This is a genomic window from Pseudoalteromonas sp. OFAV1, from assembly GCF_021532595.1.
In the GTDB taxonomy this organism is placed as follows: Bacteria; Pseudomonadota; Gammaproteobacteria; order Enterobacterales; family Alteromonadaceae; genus Pseudoalteromonas; species Pseudoalteromonas lipolytica_C.
Genome location: NZ_JAKGBG010000048.1, coordinates 1 through 25,457, shown reverse-complemented (window position 1 = coordinate 25,457; position 25,457 = coordinate 1). Strand labels below are relative to the sequence as shown.

The 25,457-nt window shown below is 41.8% G+C and carries 27 protein-coding genes; 17 read left to right on the top strand and 10 right to left on the bottom strand.

Translation table 11 applies throughout. From position 1 onward, the window contains the following. Positions 1 to 136: 136 nt before the first annotated feature. The gene (fadA, locus tag L1267_RS19555; RefSeq protein WP_138557619.1) at positions 137 to 1,303 is read right to left on the bottom strand and encodes an acetyl-CoA C-acyltransferase FadA; all 1,167 of its coding nucleotides are present in this window, start codon (positions 1,301 to 1,303) and stop codon (positions 137 to 139) included. 5 nt (positions 1,304 to 1,308) lie between these two features. Then, a complete protein-coding gene (gene fadB / locus L1267_RS19550) occupies positions 1,309 to 3,468 on the bottom strand; it encodes a fatty acid oxidation complex subunit alpha FadB (protein WP_199526969.1) in 2,160 nt (719 codons plus the stop codon). 195 nt (positions 3,469 to 3,663) lie between these two features. Between fadB and L1267_RS19545 the strand changes: the two genes are divergently transcribed. The 9 genes from L1267_RS19545 (at position 3,664) to L1267_RS19505 (ending at position 11,496) form a co-directional block, all read left to right on the top strand. After that, the gene (locus L1267_RS19545) at positions 3,664 to 5,550 is read left to right on the top strand and encodes a transglycosylase SLT domain-containing protein (protein WP_235383869.1); all 1,887 of its coding nucleotides are present in this window, start codon (positions 3,664 to 3,666) and stop codon (positions 5,548 to 5,550) included. 90 nt (positions 5,551 to 5,640) lie between these two features. After that, the gene (pepQ, locus tag L1267_RS19540) at positions 5,641 to 6,963 is read left to right on the top strand and encodes a Xaa-Pro dipeptidase (RefSeq protein WP_235383868.1); all 1,323 of its coding nucleotides are present in this window, start codon (positions 5,641 to 5,643) and stop codon (positions 6,961 to 6,963) included. 58 nt (positions 6,964 to 7,021) lie between these two features. Continuing rightward, positions 7,022 to 7,639, top strand: a complete 618-nt coding sequence (locus tag L1267_RS19535) for a YigZ family protein (protein ID WP_135923094.1) — start codon at positions 7,022 to 7,024, stop codon at positions 7,637 to 7,639. Between the two features lie 97 nt (positions 7,640 to 7,736). Then, complete coding sequence (locus L1267_RS19530) at positions 7,737 to 9,188, top strand: TrkH family potassium uptake protein (RefSeq protein ID WP_135923095.1); 1,452 nt, start codon at positions 7,737 to 7,739, stop codon at positions 9,186 to 9,188. 37 nt (positions 9,189 to 9,225) lie between these two features. Then, the gene (locus tag L1267_RS19525) at positions 9,226 to 9,882 is read left to right on the top strand and encodes a flagellar brake domain-containing protein (protein ID WP_135923096.1); all 657 of its coding nucleotides are present in this window, start codon (positions 9,226 to 9,228) and stop codon (positions 9,880 to 9,882) included. A gap of 467 nt (positions 9,883 to 10,349) precedes the next feature. After that, on the top strand, positions 10,350 to 10,559 hold the full coding sequence (locus L1267_RS19520) for a calmodulin (RefSeq protein WP_135923097.1): 210 nt from the start codon (positions 10,350 to 10,352) through the stop codon (positions 10,557 to 10,559). Between the two features lie 67 nt (positions 10,560 to 10,626). After that, entirely contained in the window at positions 10,627 to 10,839 is a 213-nt protein-coding gene (locus L1267_RS19515; RefSeq protein WP_135923098.1) for a calmodulin, read from the top strand. 135 nt (positions 10,840 to 10,974) lie between these two features. Further along, on the top strand, positions 10,975 to 11,190 hold the full coding sequence (locus L1267_RS19510; RefSeq protein ID WP_235383867.1) for a calmodulin: 216 nt from the start codon (positions 10,975 to 10,977) through the stop codon (positions 11,188 to 11,190). 87 nt (positions 11,191 to 11,277) lie between these two features. Then, the gene (locus tag L1267_RS19505; RefSeq protein WP_138556867.1) at positions 11,278 to 11,496 is read left to right on the top strand and encodes an EF-hand domain-containing protein; all 219 of its coding nucleotides are present in this window, start codon (positions 11,278 to 11,280) and stop codon (positions 11,494 to 11,496) included. 84 nt (positions 11,497 to 11,580) lie between these two features. Here L1267_RS19505 and trkA read toward each other — a convergent pair whose 3' ends face one another. Genes trkA through def form a run of 4 tightly spaced genes read right to left on the bottom strand, consistent with a single transcriptional unit; the run spans position 11,581 to position 15,732 of the window. Then, on the bottom strand, positions 11,581 to 12,957 hold the full coding sequence (gene trkA / locus L1267_RS19500; protein ID WP_054563775.1) for a Trk system potassium transporter TrkA: 1,377 nt from the start codon (positions 12,955 to 12,957) through the stop codon (positions 11,581 to 11,583). A gap of 12 nt (positions 12,958 to 12,969) precedes the next feature. Beyond that, positions 12,970 to 14,256 carry a 16S rRNA (cytosine(967)-C(5))-methyltransferase RsmB gene (gene rsmB / locus L1267_RS19495; RefSeq protein WP_135923101.1) on the bottom strand — a complete coding sequence of 429 codons (1,287 nt, stop codon included), beginning with the start codon at positions 14,254 to 14,256 and terminating at the stop codon, positions 12,970 to 12,972. Then, positions 14,249 to 15,202: a methionyl-tRNA formyltransferase gene (gene fmt / locus L1267_RS19490; RefSeq protein WP_235383866.1), complete on the bottom strand. Its 954-nt coding sequence runs from the start codon at positions 15,200 to 15,202 to the stop codon at positions 14,249 to 14,251. Before fmt ends, rsmB begins: the two co-directional genes overlap by 8 nt. A gap of 20 nt (positions 15,203 to 15,222) precedes the next feature. Next, on the bottom strand, positions 15,223 to 15,732 hold the full coding sequence (gene def / locus L1267_RS19485) for a peptide deformylase (protein ID WP_135923103.1): 510 nt from the start codon (positions 15,730 to 15,732) through the stop codon (positions 15,223 to 15,225). A 118-nt stretch (positions 15,733 to 15,850) separates the two neighbouring features. On the opposite strand from def, the gene L1267_RS19480 reads away from it, so the two are divergent. The 6 genes from L1267_RS19480 (at position 15,851) to hemF (ending at position 20,758) form a co-directional block, all read left to right on the top strand. Further along, positions 15,851 to 16,969 carry a LysM peptidoglycan-binding domain-containing protein gene (locus tag L1267_RS19480; protein WP_135923104.1) on the top strand — a complete coding sequence of 373 codons (1,119 nt, stop codon included), beginning with the start codon at positions 15,851 to 15,853 and terminating at the stop codon, positions 16,967 to 16,969. A 30-nt stretch (positions 16,970 to 16,999) separates the two neighbouring features. Then, positions 17,000 to 18,097 (top strand): DNA-processing protein DprA, encoded by a 1,098-nt coding sequence (gene dprA, locus L1267_RS19475; RefSeq protein ID WP_235383865.1) that lies wholly within the window; start codon positions 17,000 to 17,002, stop codon positions 18,095 to 18,097. Next, positions 18,090 to 18,563 (top strand): DUF494 family protein, encoded by a 474-nt coding sequence (locus L1267_RS19470; protein ID WP_054563780.1) that lies wholly within the window; start codon positions 18,090 to 18,092, stop codon positions 18,561 to 18,563. The genes dprA and L1267_RS19470 overlap by 8 nt, the downstream gene beginning before the upstream one ends. Before the next feature lie 71 nt (positions 18,564 to 18,634). Beyond that, the gene (locus L1267_RS19465) at positions 18,635 to 19,204 is read left to right on the top strand and encodes a DNA topoisomerase family protein (protein ID WP_135923106.1); all 570 of its coding nucleotides are present in this window, start codon (positions 18,635 to 18,637) and stop codon (positions 19,202 to 19,204) included. 34 nt (positions 19,205 to 19,238) lie between these two features. Beyond that, the gene (locus L1267_RS19460) at positions 19,239 to 19,805 is read left to right on the top strand and encodes an L-threonylcarbamoyladenylate synthase (RefSeq protein ID WP_135923107.1); all 567 of its coding nucleotides are present in this window, start codon (positions 19,239 to 19,241) and stop codon (positions 19,803 to 19,805) included. A gap of 2 nt (positions 19,806 to 19,807) precedes the next feature. Then, on the top strand, positions 19,808 to 20,758 hold the full coding sequence (gene hemF, locus L1267_RS19455) for an oxygen-dependent coproporphyrinogen oxidase (RefSeq protein WP_235383864.1): 951 nt from the start codon (positions 19,808 to 19,810) through the stop codon (positions 20,756 to 20,758). Here the strand turns inward: hemF and L1267_RS19450 are convergent. The 3 genes from L1267_RS19450 to L1267_RS19440 all read right to left on the bottom strand — a co-directional run bounded on the left by L1267_RS19450 (position 20,755) and on the right by L1267_RS19440 (position 23,382). Continuing rightward, the gene (locus L1267_RS19450; RefSeq protein WP_199526974.1) at positions 20,755 to 21,207 is read right to left on the bottom strand and encodes a hypothetical protein; all 453 of its coding nucleotides are present in this window, start codon (positions 21,205 to 21,207) and stop codon (positions 20,755 to 20,757) included. The two genes, hemF and L1267_RS19450, sit on opposite strands and share 4 nt — an antisense overlap. A 66-nt stretch (positions 21,208 to 21,273) precedes the next feature. After that, on the bottom strand, positions 21,274 to 22,869 hold the full coding sequence (locus tag L1267_RS19445) for a methyl-accepting chemotaxis protein (RefSeq protein WP_235383863.1): 1,596 nt from the start codon (positions 22,867 to 22,869) through the stop codon (positions 21,274 to 21,276). Positions 22,870 to 22,950: 81 nt separating this feature from the next. Continuing rightward, entirely contained in the window at positions 22,951 to 23,382 is a 432-nt protein-coding gene (locus tag L1267_RS19440; RefSeq protein ID WP_054554758.1) for a group II truncated hemoglobin, read from the bottom strand. A 41-nt stretch (positions 23,383 to 23,423) separates the two neighbouring features. Between L1267_RS19440 and aroE the strand changes: the two genes are divergently transcribed. Both aroE and L1267_RS19430 read left to right on the top strand, forming a co-directional pair. Then, positions 23,424 to 24,248, top strand: coding sequence for a shikimate dehydrogenase (aroE, locus tag L1267_RS19435; protein WP_235383862.1), 825 nt, complete (start codon positions 23,424 to 23,426; stop codon positions 24,246 to 24,248). Beyond that, on the top strand, positions 24,245 to 24,499 hold the full coding sequence (locus L1267_RS19430) for a DUF1488 domain-containing protein (protein ID WP_138556859.1): 255 nt from the start codon (positions 24,245 to 24,247) through the stop codon (positions 24,497 to 24,499). Before aroE ends, L1267_RS19430 begins: the two co-directional genes overlap by 4 nt. On the opposite strand, the gene L1267_RS19425 is transcribed toward L1267_RS19430, so the two are convergent. Further along, positions 24,496 to 25,029, bottom strand: coding sequence for a gamma carbonic anhydrase family protein (locus tag L1267_RS19425; RefSeq protein ID WP_235383861.1), 534 nt, complete (start codon positions 25,027 to 25,029; stop codon positions 24,496 to 24,498). The genes L1267_RS19430 and L1267_RS19425 overlap by 4 nt on opposite strands. Positions 25,030 to 25,457 lie beyond the last annotated feature (428 nt).

Sequence of the window (25,457 nt, the reverse complement as noted above, 5' to 3'; positions counted from 1 at the left end):
AAAGAGACGATTAATAAGCGGCTATTTTAACTTTCTATTGCCGCCAGTTTCAATAAGCGAAAGCAAAGCAAATAAAAAAGGCGCACTGAGCAAATCAGTGCGCCTTTTTATCACCAAGATGTTTGGTGTGAGCTCGTTATTCTACGCGCTCAAATACAGTTGCAATACCTTGGCCTAAACCAATACACATAGTTGCTAGACCGTATTTAGCGTTCTTGTCTTCCATTAGGTGAACAAGTGTTGTGCTAATACGTGAACCAGAACAACCAAGTGGGTGACCAAGTGCAATTGCACCACCATTTAGGTTAACTTTTTCATCTACCACATCCATCAGACCTAGGTCTTTTAACACTGGTAGAGATTGTGCTGCGAATGCTTCGTTAAGCTCTGCAACATCGATATCGTCAATAGTGATACCAGCTTGTTGAAGTGCTTTTTGCGATGCAGGAACAGGGCCATAACCCATGATTGATGGATCGCAACCTGCAACAGCCATTGCTTTAATACGCGCACGAATTGGTAAACCCAGTTCTTTAGCTTTCTCTTCGCTCATTACAAGCATGGCTGATGCGCCGTCAGAAAGAGCAGATGAAGTACCTGCAGTTACGCTACCTGATGCTGGATTGAATACTGGGCGTAGTTGCGATAAACCTTCAACGGTTGTCTCAGGACGGATTACTTCATCGTCTTCAACTAAGATTAAAGAACCATCTGCATCGTGACCTTCCATTGGCAGGATTTCACGACGGAAACGACCTTCAACAGTTGCAGCGTGTGCACGTTGGTGTGAACGGTAAGCAAATTCGTCTTGTTGCTGGCGGCTAATGCCGTGAAGCGTAGCAAGGTATTCTGCTGTTAAACCCATTACGCCAGCAGCTTGTGCTACAGACGTTGATAAACCAGGGTGAAAATCATTACCGTGAGTCATAGGTACGTGACCCATGTGCTCAACACCACCAATGATGTAGGTATCACCAGCGCCTGTCATAATTGCACGTGCCGCATCGTGTAATGCTTGCATTGATGAACCACATAAACGGTTAACTGTTACTGCTGGTACTGAGTGTGGGATACCGGCTAGTAGTGCTGCGTTACGAGCAATGTTAAAGCCTTGCTCTAAAGTTTGTTGTACACAGCCCCAGTAAATATCATCAATTGATGCTGGATCAACGGCTGGGTTACGGTCTAACAAACCTTTCATTAAGTGAGCACTTAAATCTTCCGCACGCTTGTTTTTGAATACGCCGTTCTTTGAACGACCCATTGGTGTGCGGATACAATCTACGATTACTGGATTATTCATGTTTCTTATCCTTCCACCTTATAGAATACACGGCCTTCTTCGGCCCACTTGCGAGTTTCATCTGATACTTGGTAAATCGCACCTAAGTGAGCGTACTTGTCTGCTGTTGCAACAAAGTTCGCTAAACCTGTTTGATCTAAGTAACGGAATGCACCGCCTCTAAATGGAGGGAAACCAATGCCGTAAATTAGCGCCATATCAGCTTCTTGTGGTGACGCTACGATACCTTCTTGTAAACAAAGTAGTACTTCGTTGATCATAGGTACCATACAACGGTCGATGATTTCTTGTTTATCAAAATCTTTAGGTGCATCAGTGATAGCACTTAGTAGCTCAGTTGCTGTTGCATCTTGCGATTTTTTAAGACGACCGCGACGGTCAGGTGCATATTGGTAGAAACCAGCGCCATTTTTCTGACCAAAACGTTTTTCGTTTGCAAATACAGTTACTGGGTCTTTGTCTTGACGAGCCATACGCTCAGGGAAGCCGTCAGCCATTACGCCAGTGCAGTGGTAAGCTGTATCGATACCCACAACATCAAGCAGATAAGCAGGACCCATAGGCCAGCCAAATACGTTTTCCATCACTTTATCAACTTTTGCGAAGTCAGCACCTTCAACAACTAGTTTGCTGAAGCCTGCAAAGTAAGGGAATAGCACGCGGTTTACAAAGAAACCAGGGCAGTCGTTTACAACAATTGGTGATTTACCAAGTTTTAATGCGTAATCAACAACGGCATTAATTGTTGCTTCTGATGTTTTTTCACCACGAATGATTTCTACTAATGGCATTTTTGGCACTGGGTTAAAGAAGTGCATACCGCAGAAGTTTTCTGGTTTTTCAAGAGCAGACGCTAACTCATCAATACGAATAGTTGATGTGTTTGAAGTTAGGATAGTGCCCGCTGGTAAGTCTTTTTCAAGACCAGCAAGAACGGCTTGCTTAACTTTAGGGTTTTCAACAACCGCTTCAACAACGATATCAGCACCTTGTAGGTCTGCATCGTTTAGCGTTGGTTTGATTTTACCTAAAGTAGCAACCATCTTATCCATCGTCATGTGGCCACGTTGTACTTTTTTACCAAGTAGCTTAGATGCTTCGCCCATACCTAAATCAAGAGCATCTTGGTTGATGTCTTTCATGATAATAGGTGTGCCTTTATAAGCAGACTGATATGCAATACCGCCGCCCATAATACCAGCACCTAATACAGCAGCTTGTTTAATTTCAAGCTCACTGTGCTTAGCTTGCTTCTTCGCTTTACCTTTAATGTATTGGTCAGCTAAGAAAATACCGGTTTGCGCGGCAGCTTCGCTTGTTGCTGCAAGTTTAGCAAAGTTAGCGTTTTCAATAGCCATTGCTTCAGCGCGTTCACAGTTTGCAGCAGCTTTGATTGTTTTTACAGCCATAACAGGTGCTGGGTAATGACCTTTTGTCTGACCCATTACCATGCCTTCCGCCATTGCAAAGCTCATACCTTGCTCAACACGGTTCATTTTCAGTGGCTGTAATTTTACTTGTCGTTTTGCTTGCCAATCTAGCTTACCAGCGATGGCTTGCTCAAGTGTTGCAATACTTGACTCTAAAAGTTTGTCAGCACTAACTACCGCGTCAAATGCACCTACTTTTAAGGCATCTTCAGCACGGTTTTCTTTGCCTGTGGTGATCCACGTCATCGCATTATCAGCACCAATAAGGCGCGGAAGGCGAACTGTACCACCAAAACCAGGCATAATGCCTAATTTCACTTCAGGTAGGCCAATTTTAGCGTTAGAGCTAGCAACGCGATAATCGGTAGCAAGTGCCCACTCACATCCACCACCAAGTGCCATGCCGTTTACAGCACTTAACGTTGGGAAAGGTAAATCTTCAATAGCGTCAAAAACGTCAGTTGCATTTTTGATCCATGCAACAAGTTCTTCTTGAGGTTTAGTGAAAGTAGGTAAAAATTCGAAAATGTCGGCGCCGATAATGAAATGATCTTTATCGCTGGTGAACACCATGCCTTTGATATCTGAGTTTGTTGCCAATTCTTTTAATGCTAAAGCGCAATCTTGCAAGGTTTGCTGCGAAAGTTTGTTTACTGAGCCGTCAGCACAGAACTTAAACTCGGCGATGTTGTCCTTGATGAAAGCAACTTCAAATGAATCGCTTTTATATAACATTATTATTCTCCCTAGTTTATTAACTAAGACTGGTACGATGAGTTTGCATTTCAATCAGTGTGCTTGCTTTAAAATGAAAATGCAACGAAAAAATTACTACGCTTTATCGCGATTGATTAAAATATAGCTGGTTTGATGCTAAGGTGTAGTGGAACTTTATTGTTAGTTATTCTTTAATTTTTGTTAAAGGTCATCATGAAAAAACAACTCCTTGGTTGGACGGCTGCCGCATTACTTTTTCCTTTTTTTGCAGCCGACGCCAACGATAAACATGACGCTTTCTTAAAAGCAGAAAAAAAGGCCCGTTACGGTGATTATCAAGACATGAAAGAGGCGGCAAATGGGCTTAATCACCCATTAAAGCCTTATGTTGAAATGGCTTATTGGCAGCGTAACCCAAGCCTTAAGCATCAAACTGAAATCGAAAACTTTTTAAACGTTTATCAAAATACGCCTTTAGAATGGCCTGTGCGAAAAACGTGGCTTGAGTACTTAAGACAGAATAATAAAAAAGCAGCGTATATTCGTAATTATCGAGAAACCAGTAATAACGAACTGACCTGCCCATACTTGAGTTTTCAATTAGATTTGGGTGCACCCGAAAAAGCTATTATGAATCAGGTGACTGATTTATGGGTGGTGGGAGATTCACAACCGAAAGAGTGTGATCAGCTTTTTTCCTTATGGAAGAAAAAAGGCTACCAAACTCAGCAACGAGTTTGGCAACGCATTACATTAGCGGCTGAAGGTGGATCAGCAAGTTTAATTCCTTATTTAAAAACCTTGCTTCCTCGCAATGAACAATATTTAGCTGATTTATATTTAACAGTGCGAAGAGACCCAAGTGCATCAGCTGGCTTATATCGATTTAAAAAGAAAACAGCCAAAGAGGGACAAATAGCACTTTATGGTGTGAAGCGTTTAGTTTGGCGAGATAAAGATTTAGCACTAAGGGCGTGGGAAAAACTCGATAAAATGTTCACCTATACGGATGAACAAAAAGCGGATGTGTATTACAGCTTTGCTTTATCGCTCGCTTCAAGTGGTCATAATCAAGCGCGTTTTTGGCTTAACAAAGTACCGAAAGAGCGGCAAACAAGTAAACTTATGCAATGGCAGCTTGCTAACATGCTTGAAAGACAAGATTGGTCAGGGATCGCTGCCTTTTTTACCGGTAAAGAAAATTTAAGTTTAGGGCAGCAATATTGGTTGGCATATAGCTTAAATCAGCGTGGCGAAGTCGAACGAGCTCGTGCCATTTGGCAAACAGTGGCAAAAGAGCGTGATTATTATGGGTTTTTAGCATCTGCTCGGTTAGGTATCCCTGTAAGCTTAAATAACAAAGGATTACAAGTAAGTGATCAACTCAAGCTTGAGGTTGCAAATGCACCTGGTTTTAAACGGGCTCGAGCGCTTTATGAGCTTGAACGTTTCACATCTGCGCGTCGTGAGTGGAATTATTTAACAGATACATCAACCAAAGAAGAAAAGCTCGCGGCTTCGATGCTTGCGGCAGAGCTTGACTGGTATGACAGCACTATTTATACCTTGGCACAAATAAAAGAATGGGATTATGTCGAGCTGCGCTTTCCATTTGCCTTTAAAAATATTTTTGAAAACTACAGTAATCGCAGTCATATAGATGTTGCGTGGAGTATTGCAATTTCACGACGTGAAAGTTCGTTTGCTCCTGATGCTCGCTCTCATGCCAACGCTTACGGTTTGATGCAATTGTTACCAAGTACAGCGAAATATATGAATAAAAGCGCTGTATCTCGAAAACAGCTATATCAACCACGAACAAATATTCGTTTAGGTAGTCAATATCTACAGTATTTGAAAAAGAAAAATCATGGCAATGAGATCTTAGCTACGGCTTCTTATAATGCGGGTTATCATAGAATTAAGCGCTGGATACCAGAGCAAGCAATGCCAGCAGAGTTATGGATAGAGTTAATTCCTTACACAGAAACGCGCAACTATGTAAAAAATGTTTTTGCGTACAGGCAGGTATACCATACGCGTCTTGGTCGAGATGGTAATGTATTGGCGCCAATTCTTGATATGACTATGGGTGGTTAGTTTATATATGTTGCTAAATTGCCTCTGTTGGGGGATATAGCCGACTATGATAGACTGACAACAAGTTAAATTTACTAAAATGGGTTTACTATGGATAAATTAGCGGTGTTATACGCCGAACACATTGCAACCTTACAGCAGCGTACTCGAACTATTACAGAGCGTGAAGGTTTAGAAGGGTTGGTGATTCACTCAGGTCAAGCTAAGCGCCAGTTTTTAGATGACATGTATTATCCGTTTAAAGTGAATCCACAATTTAAAGCCTGGTTACCGGTGATTGATAATCCACACTGCTGGATTGTGGTGGATGGTACAGCAAAACCTAAATTAATCTTTTATCGTCCTGTTGATTTTTGGCACAAGGTACCCGATGAGCCTCGTGATTTTTGGGCTGAGTATTTTGATATTGAATTGTTAGTTCAGCCAGATCAGGTAGAGAAACTGCTTCCTTACGACAAGGCTAAATTTGCTTATATCGGTGAATATTTAGAGGTTGCTCAAGCGCTGGGCTTTAGCATTATGAACCCTGAGCCAGTAATGAACTACTTGCATTACAATCGTGCTTATAAAACGCAATACGAACTTGAGTGTTTGCGTCAAGCCAACCGTATCGCAGTAGAGGGTCACAAAGCAGCACGCGATACTTTCTTTGCTGGTGGTTCAGAGTTTGATATTCAGCAAGCTTATCTCATGGCAACGCGTCAGAGTGAAAACGAAATGCCATACGGCAATATTGTTGCGCTTAATGAAAACTGTGCGATTTTGCATTACACCCATTTTGAGCCTCAAGCACCGCAAAGCCATCGTTCTTTCTTAATTGATGCGGGTGCTAACTTTAATGGTTATGCGGCAGACATCACGCGTACCTATGATTTTAAAAAGTCAGGCGAATTTAGTGACTTAATCAAGGTAATGACTGAACATCAAATTGCTTTAGGTAAGTCTTTAAAGCCAGGTTTGTTATATGGCGAACTGCATTTAGATTGTCATCAACGTGTAGCACAAGTACTGAGCGACTTTAATATTGTGAAGTTACCAGCTGCTGAGATTGTTGAGCGTGGTATTACTTCAACCTTCTTCCCACATGGTCTTGGTCATCATTTAGGCTTGCAAGTTCATGATATGGGCGGCTTTATGGCCGATGATAAGGGGACGCATCAGGCACCGCCAGAGGGTCATCCTTTCCTTCGTTGTACTCGTTTAATAGAGAAAAACCAAGTATTTACAATTGAACCAGGTTTATACTTCATCGAATCATTACTTGGTGACCTTGCGCAAACTGATAACAAGCAATTCATTAACTGGGAAAAAGTTGAAGAGTTCAAGCCATTTGGCGGTATCCGTATTGAAGATAACATTATCGTTCATGAAGATAGCTTAGAAAACATGACCCGTGATCTATACTTAGATTAATCGTTACATGTTAGTGAATGTCGGGGCCGCTTGGCCCCATTTTTTTAGATAAACAATTATGTCTGAATATCAATATCCGGCTGAGCCGGTTTTTTACCAAGAAGAAATTAAAAAAAGCACCTTTATTGTGCATATTGCCCACACCCCAGATCTAGCGGCTGCAAAAGCCTTTATTAAAGAAATCCAAGATAAATACAGTGATGCACGACATAATTGTTGGGCGCATGTTGCAGGCAACCCAGGTGGTAGTCACGTTTATGGTTTTTCGGATGATGGAGAGCCAAATGGTACTGCCGGCAAGCCCATGCTTAATGTGTTAACTGGATCGGGTATCGGTGAAATAACGGCGGTAGTAACACGTTATTTTGGTGGTATTAAGCTTGGTACAGGCGGTCTAGTACGTGCTTATGGCGGTAGTTTAAATAATGCTATGCGTGAGCTTAAAACCATCACGAAAGTTCCGAGTATTGAGTTAATTGGCCACAGCGACTACAGCGCACAAGGGGCAATAGAGCAGTTACTAAAAAGTAAATATCAAGTGCTTAATATTGATAAGCAATTTGCTGAAAACATTACTTGGCAAATAGAGATTGATAGTCGGCAAGCTGAGCAAGCCATTAATGATGTGCATGAGCTTACTCATGGAGCAGTGGTGCTAAAACTCAGAAAAGTTTGAAATGTAAAAATAATACATTCCGTTTACTTACAATTAAGCCTATAAGACAATAAACTGTATTAGCTAAATCAATTAAATAAGAAAGCGATACGCCTCGATGCAATTTCGTACCATAATTAAAATTCTCGGCCAACTTGTGGCACTATTTAGTATCACCATGGTGCCACCGGCACTGGTGTCTTTAATTTATAAAGACGGTGGTGGTGTGCCATTCGTTCTTGCTTTCATCTTTAGTGTTGTGATTGGTTTAGCGGCTTACTATCCGAACCGTCATGAGCATGGTGATCTAAAAGCCCGAGAAGGCTTCTTGATTGTGGTTTTGTTCTGGCTGGTACTAGGTACCTTCGCAGCAGTGCCTTTAGTGTTCTTACAAGAGCCTAACCTCTCCTTAGCTGACTCCGTATTTGAAGCCTTTTCAGGGCTAACAACCACAGGTGCTACGGTACTAACCGGAATTGAATACCTGCCTAAGTCTGTACTCTTTTATCGCCAACAATTGCAGTGGTTAGGTGGTATGGGGATCATCGTACTCGCGGTCGCGGTACTGCCTATGCTAGGGGTCGGTGGTATGCAGTTATATCGTGCAGAAACCCCAGGACCTGTTAAAGACTCTAAAATGACGCCGCGTATTGCCGATACAGCAAAGCATCTTTGGTATATTTATGTATCGCTAACAATTGCCTGTACTTTAGCGTACTGGGCTGCGGGTATGGATTGGTTTGATGCGATTTGTCATGCGTTCTCTACTATTGCGATTGGTGGCTTTTCTACTTATGACGCGTCAATGGGGCAGTTCGATAGCCCTGTCATTAATTTTATTTGTGTGGTGTTTTTGCTTATTGCAGCAATTAACTTCTCACTTCACTATGCGGCGGTATCGTCACGCAGTATTCGTGTTTATTTACGCGACCCTGAATTTAAAGTGTTCTTACTCATTCAATTAGCATTGGTGATTGTCTGTTTTACGGTATTGTCATCGAATAACATTTATGCCGATGGTGATGAGACTCTCGACCAAGCTATGTTCCAAGCGGTATCAATGAGTACCACCGCGGGCTTTGCTACCGATAATTTCTCGGCATGGCCTTTGTTTTTACCTATTCTACTTATCTTTTCAAGTTTTATTGGTGGCTGTGCAGGTTCCACTGGCGGCGGCATGAAAGTAGTACGTGTGTTCTTACTTTATTTACAAGGTATTCGCGAGCTAAATCGACTTGTGCATCCTAGGGCTATTTACTCTATTAAACTGGGCCGAAAAGCGTTGCCCGATAAAGTAGTCGAAGCCGTTTGGGGGTTCTTTTCTGCCTATGCTTTGGTGTTTGTGATCATCATGCTGGCATTGATGGGGACGGGGATGGACAACATAAGTGCATTCTCTGCAACGGCCGCGTGTCTAAATAACTTAGGCCCAGGGTTAGGTGAAGTTGCTGCGCATTATGGTGCCATTTCAGATTCAGCCAAATGGCTATTAACGATAGCTATGGTGTTTGGTCGTCTAGAAATATTTACCTTGTTAGTGTTATTTACTCCAACCTTTTGGCGTGGATAAAACGAGTATGTGATTTTCTGTTAGTGGAGGCGAAACAATGCCGAAGACACAAAAACAAATTAATCTTGAAAAACTGGGCTGCATTCCTGCTGGTAGTTTGGTTGATATTGAAATCACCACACCAACTGATAGTAAACGCGTAAAAACAGAGTTTATTGGTTTGTTAAATGATCAATATATAATCTTAAATTACCCATCTATAAAGCGGATAGCGAATGCACATGAATACATTAAAGATGCTGTAATGATTATAATACGTGCTGTACTTGAGACGGGTGGTGGTCAAGTCATTGCGTTTCGTCAGCAGGTTAGTGCAATTTCATCGCATCCTCATCGCTTAATTTTTCTAAACTTTCCACAGCAAGTGCAGCTTTATAGTTTAAGAAGTGAAACGCGAATTCCCACACTATTTTCTGCAAACTTACTGATCAAAGAGCAAACACTCGAAGGCCTCATTAAAGATATTTCTCTCACTGGCGTGCAGTTTGATATCGACAGTAAAGAAGACTTGAGCCAGCTCAAAGGGCAAGAGTGTAAGGTTGTGCTAAGTAAACGGGAGTTTAATGGCACTGTATGTCGAGTACGTAAAAGAGCGGCAGGTTTTATTTTAGGTATTCAGTTAGATTCGAGTAAAGATGAAATGAAAGGCTTTATGAAAGAACATTTAATCGACTTGTCTGTACTTGAAAAATAGCAGAAGTCGCCATTTTGCAACAAAGTGGCGACTTTTCATGTTTTTATCCTGCCAACACCTAAATTAATTCATAATAAACTTAAATTTACCTTAAAAATCAATGCTTTGAATGTGGTTTTTATTTTCGTTTTTTTATTTTAATTTCTTCGTTCAGATTGAGTTTATATTCAAACTCAGAAAAATTTGCTTTTCTGATCCTGTATTACACCCACTGTCTCCATTTTAAATCTTGTAAGTTATTGATTTTAAATGATGTAAAAAAACTACCATTCACTCTGTTGCAAAATAGCAACAAAAAAATCGACTAATTTTTATTAAAAACCATGTTTTAACGTGAAAGTTATTGATTTTTATGACTTTTTAAACATTGGCATCGAAGTTGATATAGTCCTAGCGAACACAGAGAAAAACTGATTCAGGAATATATCCTTTATCAAAGTTGAGACAACATTGAAGGAATAGTGATTATGAAAACATTACATAAAACTTTAGCACTGGTAGCTCTAGCAACATCTTCAGCAGCGTTTGCTGCAGATTTTGACACATTAGATGTTAATGGTGATGGCGCTATCAGCAAAAGTGAAGCATCTGTAAGCGAAGCACTAATGAGTCAATTTAAAGAGCTAGATACAGATGGTAACGGTGAGCTTTCTAAAGAAGAGTATTCAAAAGCTTAATTTCATTGTAAGGACACACTGAAAAGGACTTTCTAACTCAGACAACACACTTTGAAGGAATGACATTATGAACACAGTAAATAAAACACTTGCACTTATGGCACTAGTATCTTCATCAGCAGCATTTGCGATGAGTGATTTCGATACCCTAGACGTTGATGGCGATGGTGTAATCAGCCAAAGCGAAGCGTCCGTTGATGCAGAGTTAATGAGCAAATTCAGTGAACTAGACACTGACGGTAACGGCGAGTTATCGAAACAAGAGTTCTCAAAAGCTTAATGCAATTAAATAACAGTTTACTTAGCTGATCAGTTCTGTGCTGCCAAAGACAGCCTAAATGGATAAGGGAATCCATGAAAAAGGACAATACCGGAAGTGCGATCAGCTAACACTTAATATTGAAGGAATATGATTATGAAAGCAGTTAATAAAACCTTAGCACTTATTGCACTTGTATCTTCATCGGCAGCATTTGCAGCAACAGACTTTGATACCTTAGATGTAGACGGTAACGGCGTGATCAGCAAAAGCGAAGCGGCGGTTGATGCAAACATCATGTCGCAGTTCAAAACATTAGATGTTGATGGCGACGGCGTTCTTACTGAAGCAGAGTTTTCTAAAGCCGAATAACTGAACTAATACGCAGTTATACCAGTTTCCACTGAACAGGGATCTCAGAAACGGATTTCACTCTTTTCAAATTTTGAGGTAGTTATTATGAAACAGTTAAGCACAACAATCGCAATTTTAGCATTAGCAACATCATCAGCAGCTTTTGCACAGGGCGTAAGCTTTGCAACATTTGATACTGACGGCGATGGTGTGATCAGTAAAGAAGAAGCATCTGCAAATATACAGCTTGAAAAGTTATTCCCAGAGCTAGACAGCGATGGTAATGGCGAACTATCAAAAGAAGAGTTCGCTCAAATCCAATAGAATCTTTTAGAAAAGTTAGGTACTTTCACTTCAAGAGTCGTAAAGCAGCTGTGATGGCTGCTTTTTTCGTTTATAAGCTTTTACTTACAAGAAGATAGCACTTACTTGGAACAGCTTTTCAACAACCGTAATGTGCTTTTTATCAATCAAGAACATGATTACGTGGTCACCAGACTGAATAACCGTATCGTCATGGGCAATCAGTACGTCGTCGTTACGTACTATTGCGCCAATAGTCGTACCTGCGGGTAGTTTGATATCAGCAATTGCTCGGCCAACAACTTTAGAAGTATGCTCATCACCATGAGCAACCGCTTCAATGGCTTCTGCTGCGCCTTTACGCAATGAATAAACATTAACGATGTCACCACGACGAACGTGTGTTAGCAGCGCCGAGATGGTTGCTTGCTGAGGCGAAATAGCAATATCAATTTCACCACCTTGTACTAAGTCGACATAAGCACCACGCTGAATAAGCACCATGGTCTTTTGTGCGCCCATACGCTTTGCCAGCATCGCAGACATAATGTTTGCTTCATCGTCGTTAGTTACCGCAATGAACACATCAACCTGCTCGATATGTTCTTCGGATAACAGCTCTTGATCAGAGGCATCGCCACAAAACACCACGGTGTTATCAAGCATTTCGGATAACTGCGCAGCTCGCTCTTTATTCCGCTCAAGTAATTTAACACTGTGATTTTTCTCGAGTGAACGAGCAAGTCCTGCACCGATGTTACCACCACCGGCAATCATGATCTTTTTGTATGAACGTTCGAGCTTTTGCAGCTCATTCATTACCGCTCGAATATGCTTGGTTGCAGCGATAAAGAACACTTCATCGTCCGCTTCGATAACGGTTGTGCCAAGCGGTTTAATTGCTTTACCTTGACGATAAATAGCCGCTACGCGAGTTTCGACATTCGGAATGTGTTCTTTCAAGGCTGAAAGAGCATAACCAACCAGTAAACCGCCGTAATACGCTTTCACCGCAACTAGCGATAACATGCCATCGGCAAATTGTAATACCTGTAAAGCGCCCGGATAATCGATTAAGCGACGAATATACTTAGTAACCAACGCTTCAGGCGCAATATAGTGATCAACAGGTAAGTCATCGTTATGGAATAGCTTTTCGCGATACTTTAAGTATTGCTCTGAGCGAATTCGGGCTATTTTGGTTGGGGTGTTAAAAATACTATAAGCGACTTGGCAAGCGACCATGTTCACTTCGTCAGAACTGGTTACGGCAATAATCATATCGGCGTCTTCTGCACCTGCACGGCGCAATACATCGGGATGCGCACTGTGGCCAGTAACACCTTGTAAGTCGTACTTATCTTGTAACTCTCGCAAACGGTTACCGTCGATATCGACAACGGTGATCTCATTTTGCTCACCAACGAGGTTTTCTGCCAATGTGCCACCAACTTGTCCGGCACCGAGTATGATTATTTTCATAGCGTGTTCTTATTAGTGTTTTTTAACTAGCTTTGCATAGTAGAAACCGTCACTTTCACCAGGCAATAATTGCAGACCAGGTAAAGTAGGGGTGTCGTTTTCATGCAGAGGTACATGTTCAGCACTTTGATTATTAGCAAGGAACTTAGCAACTTGTTGCTGGTTCTCTTGCGGTAATACAGAGCAGGTCGCGTAAACTAACGTACCACCAGGCTTAAGTAGTGGCCAGATGCTATTGAGGATATCGCCTTGTAAATTTGCCAGATCTTCAATATCAGATGCGCGTCGTAACCACTTAATATCAGGATGACGACGAATAACACCTGTTGCTGAGCAAGGCACATCAAGTAATATACGATCGAATTGCTGCTCATCCCACCAAATATGTGGTTGTGAAGCATCAGCACATTGTAGATCGGCAGTTAAACCAATGCGTACAAGATTTTGTTTAACGCGTTCAAGACGTTCGCTATCGCTATCAAGTGCTAATACGTCGGCATCGGCAAGCTCTAGAATATGGCAGGTTTTGCCACCAGGGGCCGCGCACGCATCTAAAATAACATCATCATTTTGTGGCTCAAGAAAACGTGCCGCTAACTGAGCTGCCGCATCTTGCACTGAGCAGGCACCGGTATCAAATTCTGGCAGTGCGTATACATCACACGGTTTTGCGAGTTTAATTCCATCAGGAAAGTCAGGATTTAAGGTGTGCTCAATATCATTGGCTTTAAGCATCTCGCTGTATTCTTGAGTGCTGTATTGCGCTTGGTTTACACGTAACCACATAGGTGCTTGTTGTTGGTTGGCTTCAAGGATCTCTTGCCAGTTGTCAGGGTAAGCCGCAGTTAGTTGTTTGATAAACCAACCTGGGTGGTTAAATTTGCAAACAGGAATTTGCTGCGCTTTTTCTTCAAGCTCTGCTTGTTCACGTTGGAAACTACGTAAAATCGCGTTGATCAGGCCTTTTAAACCCAGTGCGCGCATTTGCTGAAGTGCATTTACTGTTTCGCTAATAGCCGCATGAGGCGGCACACGCATATGTTGAAGTTGGTAAATACCCACATACAACAAGAACTGGAAAATACGGCGTTTACCTTTTAAGGGTTGATCTAAAAGTTGCTGGCAATAATTCTCTAAACTAGGTAAATAGCGCAGCACTCCGTAGCAAATTTGTTGTAAAAGGGCCTTGTCTTTAGGCGATAAACCTTGGCTGGCAAAAGGTAGCTCTTGATTTAATGATGCACCTTTATCAACTACGTTATAGAGAGTCTCAGCAGCGAGTGCTCTTACATTACTCATTGTTTTGGCCTAATGTTGTACCCGGTTCAACCCAATCACTGCGGCCATTTAAGAAATCGCTCACTGCCATTGGCTTTTTACCTTGCGGTTGAAGGAGGGTGATTTTAAGTGCATCTTGCCCACAGCCAACGGTAATACCTTGCTTATCAGCAGCAATGATTTTACCGGCTTGTGCAGTTTGCGATACAACTTCGGCTTGCCAAATTTTTACCGTTTGTCCTGCCATTTCAGTAAAGCAAACAGGCCATGGATTAAAGGCACGGATATTACGCTCAATTTGCGCAGCATCCATTGACCAATCAATATTGGCTTCGTCTTTTGATAGCTTCTTGGCGTAATTTGCTTGTGCGTCATCTTGCTTTTCTGGGGTGATTTCACCCGCAGCAAGACGATTAATCGTGCTGATCAGTGCATCTGGACCAAGCGCAGCCAGCTTATCGTATAAAGAGCTACTGGTTTCTGTGCTATCAATCGGGCAGCGGCTGATGTGCAGCATGTCACCGGTATCTAAGCCTTCATCCATTTGCATTATTGTTACACCGGTTTCATTATCGCCAGCCCAAATAGCACGTTGAATCGGTGCTGCACCACGCCAGCGCGGTAAAATAGAACCATGCACATTTAAACAGCCTAAGCGTGGCGCGTCTAAAATTGCTTTTGGTAATAATAAGCCGTATGCCACCACAATCATGATGTCTGCGTTTAGGCTTGTAAGCTCTGCAAGCGCTTCAGCTGATTTTAACGATTGCGGTTGAAATACAGGTAAGTTATGAGCAAGTGCTAGCTCTTTAACTTCACTGGCTTTAAGCTTTTTACCGCGGCCCGCAGGGCGATCAGGTTGGCTATAAACACCAACAACGTCGTGCTCTGAGTCGATCAATGCTTGTAAATGGCGCGCAGCAAAATCTGGCGTACCAGCAAAAATAATGCGTAATGGTTGTGTCACAGAAATTCCTATTGATTAACTTATTGTTTTGCAGCCAGCTTTGCTTCTTTTTCAAGCTTTTTACGGATACGTTGGCGCTTTAAAGGCGATAGATAATCAATAAATAGGGTGCCTTTAAGGTGATCAAGCTCGTGCTGAATACAAATAGCTAATAGCTCGTCAGCATCTAGGCTGAACTCTTCACCATTTTCATTTAGCGCTTTTACAGTTACTGTTTCTGCGCGGTCAACTTTTGCATATGAATAAGGCACTGACAAACAGCCTTCTTCACTTACCGTTGAGCCATCTTTCTTGGTGATTTCTGGGTTAATTAATACTAACGGTTGGTCGCGCTCTTCTGATACATCGATCACCACAATTCGCTGGTGGATATCTACTTGCGTTGCAGCTAAGCCGATACCGTTTTCGTCATACATTGTTTCAAGCATGTCTTTGACAATTTGACGAACTTCATCGTTTACTTCTGGTACTTCTTTCGCGATTGTACGTAAACGCTCATCCGGAAATCTCAAAACTTCTAACCTAGCCATAGTTACCTTTTACACTTGTGATTCATTTAGGGTATTGTATGCTCTTATTTTAGCCATTCGTGTTCACCTTTAACAGGTTTTGGTTGATAATAATCAAAAAACAACTCAAGGAAGCCAAATGAGATACTCACTAGTTGCGGCTTTGCTAGCCATTAGCTGTGCTTTTCCAGCAGCTGCTGATGTGTTAACGATCAAAAAAGACGCTCCAAAACAATATATTGTAAAGAAAGGTGATACACTTTGGGATATTTCAGGTGTGTATCTTGACCAGCCATGGCAATGGCCTGATTTGTGGCAAATGAATCCGCAAATCGCGAATCCTCACCTTATTTATCCGGGAGATGCGCTTTCTTTAATTTACGATAAAGATGGTAATCCTCGTTTGGTTAAAAATGCACGCTATAAAAAGCTGTCTCCTGAAGGGCGAATTACGCCGAAAGGTAAGCAAGCCGTCCCTACATTACCGCTTGAGTTGTTGCGTCCATACCTCACTTATCAGCAAGCTATTAGTACAGATGGTATCGCCGAACAGCCATATGTGCTTGGTGCTAGCGTCAATACAAAAATGAACACCATGGGGCATGTTTTATATGTTAAAGGCGATCTGCATCTTAACGAGGCATATGGTGTGTACCGCCAAGGTGATAAGTTGGTTGATCCTGAATCTAAAGACGTTTTGGCACACAAAGCTGAGTTAGTTGCTATTGTACGCGCATTCAGAAGTGGAGATGTTGCTAATGGGGTGCCTGCCTCAGTTAAAGTTGAGTTAGTTAAACAAGAAATAAAACCACACGATTTCTTGATGCCCGCAATGGAAGGGCAAATGTTACCTGCATACTTCACTATGAAACGCCCAGATACGACAATGAATGGCACGATTATAGCGTCAGCCAATGAGTTGCGTGAATTTAGTACCATGGATATTGTGGTACTAAACTTGGGCGCCGATAAAGTTGAACCCGGTTTTGTGCTAGATATTCAGCGCCAATCACCAGAAGTTTTTGATGGTCGAGAGGGGCCACGTTATCGCGAAGACTCTAGTAGTCTTGAAAAACTAATTTCAGATACAAATGAGTTTTTTGGTATTGAAAGCGATGAAGACAGTAACGTATGGCATATGCCAAAGGAAAAAGTGGGTGAGTTAATGGTGTTTAAAGTATATGACAACGTTAGCTACGCATTAATAGTAAAAAACCAGCATCCAATTCGAGTTGGGGATTATGCAGTTCTAAACTAACTCACAATCTGGAGGCTCTAAGGAGGGAGCATGGTACAGGTTTCAGGCAAGCTATCCCATTGGCTTGCCTTTTATTTATGTAAAGGCTTAGGGATCAAAAGCCTTATAGCATTAAGTCAAAAGCATCCGCTTGGTGAGTTATTTTCACTCACTAGCCTACAGTTACAGCAGCTTGGTTTATCGCAGGCGCAAGCTGATAATTTAGTAAATACTGACTGGCAGTTAGTGGCTCACCATGAAACACAAATTGAGCAGTTGCAAATTAAGGTTGTGAGTTACTTTGATGACGATTATCCGCCGTTACTTAAACAAATAGCGAGTGCACCTTTATTACTGTTTTGTTTAGGTAACACGGATCTACTGCTGTCACCGCAAATAGCTATTGTTGGTAGCCGTAATGCTACACCAATAGGCCTTGAAATAGCCGCAGAGTTTGCTCATCAACTTTCACTGGCTGGCATGACAATTACCTCTGGAATGGCTATGGGTATTGATAGTGCGGCGCATAAAGGTGCATTAGCCGGTACCGGCAACACAATTGCTGTGCTTGGAACAGGAATTGATATTGCCTACCCCAAACGAAATAAATTGTTGATTAAACAGGTGGCTGAACGTGGTTTATTAGTGTCGGAGTTCTTACCTGGCACGGCAGCTAGTGCTACTAATTTTCCACGTCGAAACCGTATTATCTCCGGCCTTTCTTTAGGTGTACTTATAGTCGAGGCGCAGATAAAAAGTGGTTCACTTGTTACCGTACGCTATGCGTTAGAGCAAAATAAAGAAGTCTTTGCAGTACCGGGATCAATTAAAAGTCCTTTGTCTGAAGCGAGCCACTTTTTGATTAAGCAAGGAGCTAAACTCACAGAAAATATAAGTGATATTCTTGATGAAGTGAGCTTTTTCTGTGAAAACAGTCTATATAGTATAGAACAGCCTAGTGCAAATGAGCCTAACTGTCCTGTCTTCAACAGTATCGGGTATGAGGTCACAAGTGTTGATCAAATAACGCTGCGTAGCCAATTACCAGTCGATGAAGTACAAGCTCGGTTGCTTGACCTAGAACTTGCCGATAAAGTTGAGCGAGTGCTAGACGGTTATATAAGACTTGGAGGACATAAATATGTTTGACATCCTCATGTATCTTTTTGAAAACTACATTCATAGCGAAGCTGAAATCTTTACAGAAGAGAACGAGCTTACTGATGAGTTAGTTCGTGCAGGTTTTAATAAGCCCGAAATTTACAAAGCACTTGATTGGTTAGAGCAGCTAGCTGATCTGCAACAAAGTGATATATATCCGTATCTAAATGCACAGCCGCAGCATGCAATGCGTATTTACACTGATAGTGAGTGTCAAATGCTGAGCGTTGAGTGTCGTGGATTTTTAATGTTTATAGAGCAAATCGGTGTGATCAACACCGTTACTCGAGAAATGGTCATTGATAGACTTTGCGCTCTAGATAAGCCATTTATCTCTTTGGAAGATCTAAAGTGGGTAGTGTTAATGGTGCTATTTAATGTGCCAGGTTCAGAGCAAGCTTATGCGCAAATGGAAGACTTAATATTTGACGAACCAGCCGACGTCTTACACTGAGTAGACTTTGCTTGTATCTTTGTTGAGTTTGGGTATATTAGGCGAAAATTAGCCAACCCCACAGGAATCTTATGAGTAAAATCGACCATTCTCTTTTTTCTGCAGATAAACATGCATTAGAAAAAGAGTATGAGGTTTGCCCTAAATGCGGTTCTGAGTTGGTTATGCGCAACTCAAAGTCAGGACCGTTTTTAGGCTGTGCCAGTTACCCAAAGTGTGACTACATTCGCCCATTAGCACATCATGATAGCCAACAGATAAAAGTCCTTGAAGACAGTGCCTGTCCTGAGTGTGGCAAGCCATTGGTAATTAAAAATGGTCGCTATGGCATGTTTATAGGCTGCACAGGCTATCCAGATTGTCATTATATTGCTCATGATGAAGAGCCCGATGATGCACCAGTATTGCCAGCATGCCCAAAGTGCAAAAAAGGCCAACTTGTTGCGCGTAGTAATAAGTTTGGCAAAACCTTTTATTCTTGTGATTGCTATCCACGCTGTAAATACACATTAAATCATAAACCCGTTGCAAAGCCTTGCCCAGCTTGCCAATGGCCAATTATGACTGAAAAGAAAACTGCCTCAGGTGTTGTGCTACAATGCCCGCAGAAGTCGTGTATGCATAAGTTAGTTGAATCTTAATACACTTGTTATTCGCATATTGAGGAGAGTTCCGTTGTCTGAACCTGTTGCACAACCTGCCAGTGCTATTGATGCTTTGCAACAAGGCGGTGTAATTGTATATCCAACCGAAGCTGTATTTGGTCTTGGTTGCGATCCTGATGATCAAGCTGCGGTTGAAAAGCTATTAGCTATTAAACAGCGCCCAGTTGAAAAAGGCTTAATTTTAATTGCTGATAACTATGGTCAGTTATTAAAGTATGTTGATGATGCCAAAATCCCAATGGATAAGCGTGCAGATATCTTCTCGCAATGGCCAGGTGCGATTACCTGGGTGATGCCAGCAGCAAAAGAAACGCCAAAGTGGTTAACAGGTCAGTTTGATACTATTGCGGTACGTGTAACTGATCATCCAACAGTAAAAGCCCTGTGCCAACAATTTGGTAAACCGCTTGTTTCTACAAGTGCAAATTTAACTGGCCAGCCTACAGTTATGAGTATTGAACAGGCAAAAGCAGAGTTTACTGATATGGTTGACTTCTACGTAGATGAGCCCCTCGGCGGTAACACTCAACCAAGCGTGATCAAAGACGCAGCGACCGGCAAAGTATTTAGAGGATAAACATGCAAAGCGAGCTACTCGAACAAGTTAAAACCTATTTAATGGCCTTACAAGACACAATTTGTCAGGGCCTCGAAAGTGCCGATGGCAAAGCAAAGTTTGTTGAAGATAATTGGCAACGTGCAGAAGGCGGTGGTGGCCGTACTCGTGTTATCCAAGGTGGCAATGTCATTGAACAGGGCGGGGTAAACTATTCGCATGTGTTTGGTGCTTCAATGCCAGCCTCTGCAACAGCACATCGTCCTGAGCTCGCTGGTCGTAGTTTTCATGCGTGTGGTGTGTCATTAGTGATCCACCCTAATAACCCTCATATTCCGACTAGCCATGCCAACGTACGATTCTTCATTGCCGAAAAAGAAGGCGAAGAGCCAATTTGGTGGTTTGGTGGCGGTTTTGATTTAACCCCTTATTACCCTGTATTTGAAGATGTACAACACTGGCATCAGGTGGCAAGCGATTTATGTAAGCCATTTGGTACAGAGGTTTACGACAAATATAAAACGTGGTGTGATGATTACTTTTATTTAAAACACCGTGGTGAAACTCGTGGTGTTGGTGGCTTATTCTTTGATGATTTAAATGAGCTTGGCTTTGAGCAAAGCTTTGCCTTTATGCAAGCGGTAGGAAATGGTTATTTAGACGCTTACCTACCCATTATTGAGCGCCGCAAAGACACACCAACAACTGAGCAACAACGCGACTTCCAACTGTATCGTCGTGGTCGTTATGTTGAGTTTAACCTTGTTTGGGACCGCGGAACATTATTTGGCTTACAAACAGGTGGACGTACTGAGTCTATCTTAATGTCGATGCCACCATTGGCACGTTGGGAATATAACTATGTGCCAGCTGCAGACAGCCCTGAGGCTAAGCTGTATCAGTACTATTTACGCCCACAAGATTGGTTAAATACGCAAGAGTCAGACCTAGTTGCACGTCAGTGGCAGCTTTAATCAAATATTGAAACCACTCTAATCAACATTGTGTTGTCACCTTCGACGAGGGTGACGACCCGTTCGCTACTCGGCAGCTCTGGCAATACGCTAAATAACACCTCAGCTTTTAAAATCTCTAACTCTTCTTTAGGAGTATTGATGGGAGCACTGATTTGCGTTAGACATTGGTTTATATCACAGGCATAAAAGTCGAGTTTTACTTCATAATACTCAGGATGCTGAATAAGCTTTTCAAAACCATCAACAATGCTTTGTTCATGTTTATCACTGAGTGATGTTTTACCCTGACTAAGCAGTGATTGAGCAATCTGTTGAATATCATCATGATAAATATATTCATCAATAGTGCTTATTTGAACTGAGGAATCGTTTACGCTGTGCTGGTAGGTAAACAGTAGTGCCGCAATAACCCCAATGCAGACTAAAAGAGTTGTTATAAATTTCATTTAAACATCCTTATTTACTATGAAATATTCATAACAACTCTAGCAGTTGCATGAAAAACTCGCAATTTAGCTTAATTTAAAGCGTCTCACTTGTTCATCCAGTGAGCGTGCTAACGACAACAGCTCTTCACTGACCTTTTGGTTTTCATGCGCATCAACCAATGAATGCTCGGCATTATCACTGATTGCAATAACGCTTTGGTTAATTTCTTCAGCTGCAAGGTTCTGCTGTTCAGTGGCATCAGCAATTTGCACGTTAAGTTGGTTTATCTCGCTCATTTGTGAAGAAATATCACGTAATGCTTTTGCTACCTGCTTAACTTGAACTGCTCTCTCGTCTGCTTCTTCACAAGAGTTATTCATCGTATTAACGGTTTGCGCAGCTTCACTTTGCAGTTTGTCGATAGTGCGGCGAATTTCATCCGTTGAGTCATGAGTGCGAGTTGCAAGAGTGCGCACTTCGTCAGCTACTACAGCAAAGCCACGGCCAGCTTCACCAGCACGAGCCGCCTCAATCGCAGCATTAAGTGCAAGTAAGTTAGTTTGTTCGGCAAAGCTACTGATCACCTCAAGTACTTTGCCAACGTCTAGCGTTTGGGTTTGTAGTTGAGTTACTTGATCAGCTGCAGCTCTCACATCAGCCGCAAGTTGATTAATACTTTGCTCTGTATGCTCAGCAACGTGTAAGCTTTGCTGTGCAAGCTGATTACTGTGCTCAGACTTCTCAGACGCAAAATGTGTCGTATTTTTAACTTCGCTTGATGAGCTTTCGAGCTCATTAATGGCAGCTGCTACTGAGTCTGTACCTTGCTTTTGCTTTAAAATCGCCTGTTCTGTTGCATCCGCGGAGGCATAAATGCTTTCGGCAGAGTGGATCAACACCTTAGAAGAATGGGAAACTTGGGCAATATTATCTTTAAATGCACCAATCATGTGATTAAAGCTGGTGGCAAGTGAACTAAGCTCGTCATTATTGTTGTCATCAATTTTTAGGCTTAGATCTTTATTGGTCGTTGCCAAATGCATGGTATGGCTAATGACTTTTAAGCGTTTGATAAATATTTTTCTAAACATCACCGCCAGCAGTGTAAATGCAGTAATGAAAATCGCCGTTAATAGCAGCGTGTTCATTAACGTGTTTTTTGAAACTTCTTGTTCAATATCAGCCAACGAATAACTAATTTTTACTACACCTAATACATCACCTTCCTGTGCTTGGTGACACCCCAAACAGTTAGTACCTTTATAGTCACTTCTGGCAAACATCGGTTTAAGGTAAGTCATCGTGCTTGTATCTTGGTCAATAAAAAGTGCTTCATTGCCTGTTAATGCTTGACGCTCAGCATCATTCACAGCTACTTGGTTTGCATTACCGGGGCCATAAATTTTATTAACGATCGGACTACGTATGATATGGGCATCTTCAATATTAGGGTGGCTTCTTAATTTAGTACTCAGAATTTCGCGGTTAGCCATAGTGCCAGTCAGCATCATGGTGTTAATGGAGTCAAAGTAATTATCGGCAAGCAGCTTTATGTTATTTTCAACAGTATCTTGTGCTAATTCATGTTGTTGCTGGGCGCTACTAAATATACTGGCAAATAAAACCAATAGCCCGGTTACAGCCAGCAAGGCATAAATTTTAAATTGGATAGACTTCATTCAACGACGCTTTTTCTAAATTAAGGAAATTTTATTATCTTTATTTAGAAAAAGCGTACATTGATATAGCGCAAAGCTTAGTTAATTTTGATTAATCATATGGCTGGCGAGTTGCGATAACGATTGTCTTAACCCTTCGCGAAGTAGTGGGTTATCAATTTCGATATCGAGCGTTTTATTCATACAATGCATCCATTGGTCACGTAAGTCTTGATCAATAGGGAAAGGCATGTGACGCTTTCTGAGCATTGGGTGACCATATTTTTCAACGAATAGGTCCGGGCCGCCCAGCCAGCCCGATAAAAACTCAAAGAATACTTGGCGAATTCTATCTAAAGGTTGAGGATGCATATCATATAATGGTTTGGCGTATTCATCTGTGGCCATTATGTCGTAAAATCGGTTTGCAATTGCTCGAGCGCCTGCTTCACCGCCAATAATTTCGTAAGGTGTTTTCTCTGGGGTAGGCGTTTCAGGCGTTGGTTTCGATTTAGAAAAAAGTCGTTTAATCATAATATTAATAAAGCTCAACAGGGCGAAGAGGTTGCTTCACTATGGACAAATACGCGGTTTTTGGAAATCCAATCAAACATTCGAAATCACCCGCAATACACGCACAATTTGCTGCATCATTAAACGAGCAAATACAATACAGCGCCATTTTAGCACCAACAGATGCATTTGAAAAAACTGTCGCTGAGTTTTTCGCTGCCGGTGGTAAAGGGGCCAATGTTACATTGCCATTTAAAGAGCAAGCGTTTGCCATGGTTGATGAACTCACAGAGCAAGCGAAAATTGCTGGAGCAGTCAACACTATTAAACAACTCGAAGATGGTAGCCTACTTGGCGATAACACAGATGGTGTAGGGCTTGTTAAAGACCTTTTAGCCAATAATGTTACCTTAAAAGGTCAGCGAGTACTGCTTATTGGAGCAGGTGGTGCGGCGCGCGGTGTTATTCAACCATTATTGAATGAGCAAATCGAAAGCTTAACAATAGCAAACCGTACCGCTGAAAAGGCGCAGGCGCTAGCGAGTCATTTTAATGGTGAAATAGATGTGCAGGGGTTTGGTTTAAATGATATCCCAGCAAACAACTATGATGTGGTTATTAATTCTACTTCAAGCAGTGTAACTGGAGACTTGCCAGGTATAGCAGAAGAGTTCGTTGCTAAGTGTCAGTGCGCTTACGATATGTTTTACGCGAATGATGATACCGCATTTATTAGTTGGGTTAAGTCTATTAACTCGGCATGTCTAACACTCGATGGTTGTGGCATGCTGGTTGGTCAAGCGGCACAAGCTTATTTTGTATGGCGCAATAAAATGCCAGAAATCATACCCGTTGTTAGCGCGCTAAAAGCAGGAGAAATTGCGTGAATCAAGCTATCCAATTTATCGACCGACTCGAATTTAAGCCAGAAAAAAAGCAATTGGTGTTTTTTGCTCAAGTAAGTGGCTTGATGGTGGAGTGTGTTATTGATACCAGCAAGTATGATTTTGCCGATCAAAGCAGCGCGGTTAATTACTTTGAATCTTATCGTTTCGATTACGAAGAGCTCGCCGAGCAACTGATCGACGATGAGCAGTATAACTCGGCAGGACAAATCGAATTAACAGAGGTGTTTTAGCCCTCAGCTAAGTATTCATCTTTAAGCTGAACATAATTATCAGCAGAGATTTTTAAAAAGGCGAGCTCTTGCTCTGTTAAAGGGCGAGCCTGTTTAACCGGGCTACCTACATAGAGGTAACCTGACTCTAAACGCTTATTAGGTGGTACCAGTGAACCACCACCAATGATCACATCATCTTCAACAACTGCGTTGTCCATTACAATTGCACCCATGCCAACAAGTATACGATTACCAAGTTGGCAGCCGTGTAGCATTACTTTATGACCAACAGTGACATCATCACCAATAATAAGCGGGTAACCATCGGGGTTTGACTTAGAGGCACGAGTCAAATGTAAAACACTGCCGTCTTGAATGTTCGTACGTTCACCAATACGTATATAGTTAACATCACCTCGCGCAGCAACAAGAGGCCATACACTTGAATCTTTACCAAGCGTAATATCACCCACTAAAACCGATGACTCATCAATATAAACACTATTATCGTATGTCGGAGTGATCCCTTTATAAGAACGGATAGTCATAAATTCACCTTTTAATTTTTAAAATGCGTTCAGTCTAGTGTAACAGCGAAGCAAATAAATACACCAAAACAGGCCTAAATTGACTGCAAAACAGCCAGTTTTAGGGTGTTTAGTTCAAAAGCTGAGCGAACAGTACGTTTTTTTAAATTTTATTGAAAAAAGTGCTTGCGTAAAAAATCCATCTCCCTATAATGCGACCCCACTGACACGGCGGACAGCAACGAAAGACGCTGAACAACGTAGCAGAGAGTTAAGTGAAACTTCGGTTTCAAATTACCGAAAGAAAGTTTGAAATTAAGTATTGACTCGAAAAATTAAGGATGTATTATACGCATCCCTAGCGACAACGTCGCAACGTTCTTTAACAATATAAAGCAATCATCTGTGTGGGCACTCGTACAGATTGAGTTCTAACAGCAGATTCTAGT

Excerpts from the sequence above, each read along its gene's own strand:
- rsmB (WP_135923101.1), bottom strand. The coding sequence starts at position 14,256 with ATGAGTAATGTAAGAGCACTCGCTGCTGAGACTCTCTATAACGTAGTT.
- def (WP_135923103.1), bottom strand. The coding sequence starts at position 15,732 with ATGGCTAGGTTAGAAGTTTTGAGATTTCCGGATGAGCGTTTACGTACA.
- L1267_RS19445 (WP_235383863.1), bottom strand. The coding sequence starts at position 22,869 with ATGAAGTCTATCCAATTTAAAATTTATGCCTTGCTGGCTGTAACCGGG.
- trkA (WP_054563775.1), bottom strand. The coding sequence starts at position 12,957 with ATGAAAATAATCATACTCGGTGCCGGACAAGTTGGTGGCACATTGGCA.
- pepQ (WP_235383868.1), top strand. The coding sequence starts at position 5,641 with ATGGATAAATTAGCGGTGTTATACGCCGAACACATTGCAACCTTACAG.
- L1267_RS19480 (WP_135923104.1), top strand. The coding sequence starts at position 15,851 with ATGAGATACTCACTAGTTGCGGCTTTGCTAGCCATTAGCTGTGCTTTT.
- L1267_RS19505 (WP_138556867.1), top strand. The coding sequence starts at position 11,278 with ATGAAACAGTTAAGCACAACAATCGCAATTTTAGCATTAGCAACATCA.
- L1267_RS19465 (WP_135923106.1), top strand. The coding sequence starts at position 18,635 with ATGAGTAAAATCGACCATTCTCTTTTTTCTGCAGATAAACATGCATTA.
- L1267_RS19510 (WP_235383867.1), top strand. The coding sequence starts at position 10,975 with ATGAAAGCAGTTAATAAAACCTTAGCACTTATTGCACTTGTATCTTCA.
- L1267_RS19535 (WP_135923094.1), top strand. The coding sequence starts at position 7,022 with ATGTCTGAATATCAATATCCGGCTGAGCCGGTTTTTTACCAAGAAGAA.
- fadB (WP_199526969.1), bottom strand. The coding sequence starts at position 3,468 with ATGTTATATAAAAGCGATTCATTTGAAGTTGCTTTCATCAAGGACAAC.
- fadA (WP_138557619.1), bottom strand. The coding sequence starts at position 1,303 with ATGAATAATCCAGTAATCGTAGATTGTATCCGCACACCAATGGGTCGT.
- L1267_RS19525 (WP_135923096.1), top strand. The coding sequence starts at position 9,226 with ATGCCGAAGACACAAAAACAAATTAATCTTGAAAAACTGGGCTGCATT.
- L1267_RS19450 (WP_199526974.1), bottom strand. The coding sequence starts at position 21,207 with ATGAAATTTATAACAACTCTTTTAGTCTGCATTGGGGTTATTGCGGCA.
- aroE (WP_235383862.1), top strand. The coding sequence starts at position 23,424 with ATGGACAAATACGCGGTTTTTGGAAATCCAATCAAACATTCGAAATCA.
- dprA (WP_235383865.1), top strand. The coding sequence starts at position 17,000 with ATGGTACAGGTTTCAGGCAAGCTATCCCATTGGCTTGCCTTTTATTTA.
- L1267_RS19470 (WP_054563780.1), top strand. The coding sequence starts at position 18,090 with ATGTTTGACATCCTCATGTATCTTTTTGAAAACTACATTCATAGCGAA.
- L1267_RS19520 (WP_135923097.1), top strand. The coding sequence starts at position 10,350 with ATGAAAACATTACATAAAACTTTAGCACTGGTAGCTCTAGCAACATCT.
- L1267_RS19545 (WP_235383869.1), top strand. The coding sequence starts at position 3,664 with ATGAAAAAACAACTCCTTGGTTGGACGGCTGCCGCATTACTTTTTCCT.
- L1267_RS19515 (WP_135923098.1), top strand. The coding sequence starts at position 10,627 with ATGAACACAGTAAATAAAACACTTGCACTTATGGCACTAGTATCTTCA.
- hemF (WP_235383864.1), top strand. The coding sequence starts at position 19,808 with ATGCAAAGCGAGCTACTCGAACAAGTTAAAACCTATTTAATGGCCTTA.
- L1267_RS19530 (WP_135923095.1), top strand. The coding sequence starts at position 7,737 with ATGCAATTTCGTACCATAATTAAAATTCTCGGCCAACTTGTGGCACTA.
- L1267_RS19425 (WP_235383861.1), bottom strand. The coding sequence starts at position 25,029 with ATGACTATCCGTTCTTATAAAGGGATCACTCCGACATACGATAATAGT.
- L1267_RS19440 (WP_054554758.1), bottom strand. The coding sequence starts at position 23,382 with ATGATTAAACGACTTTTTTCTAAATCGAAACCAACGCCTGAAACGCCT.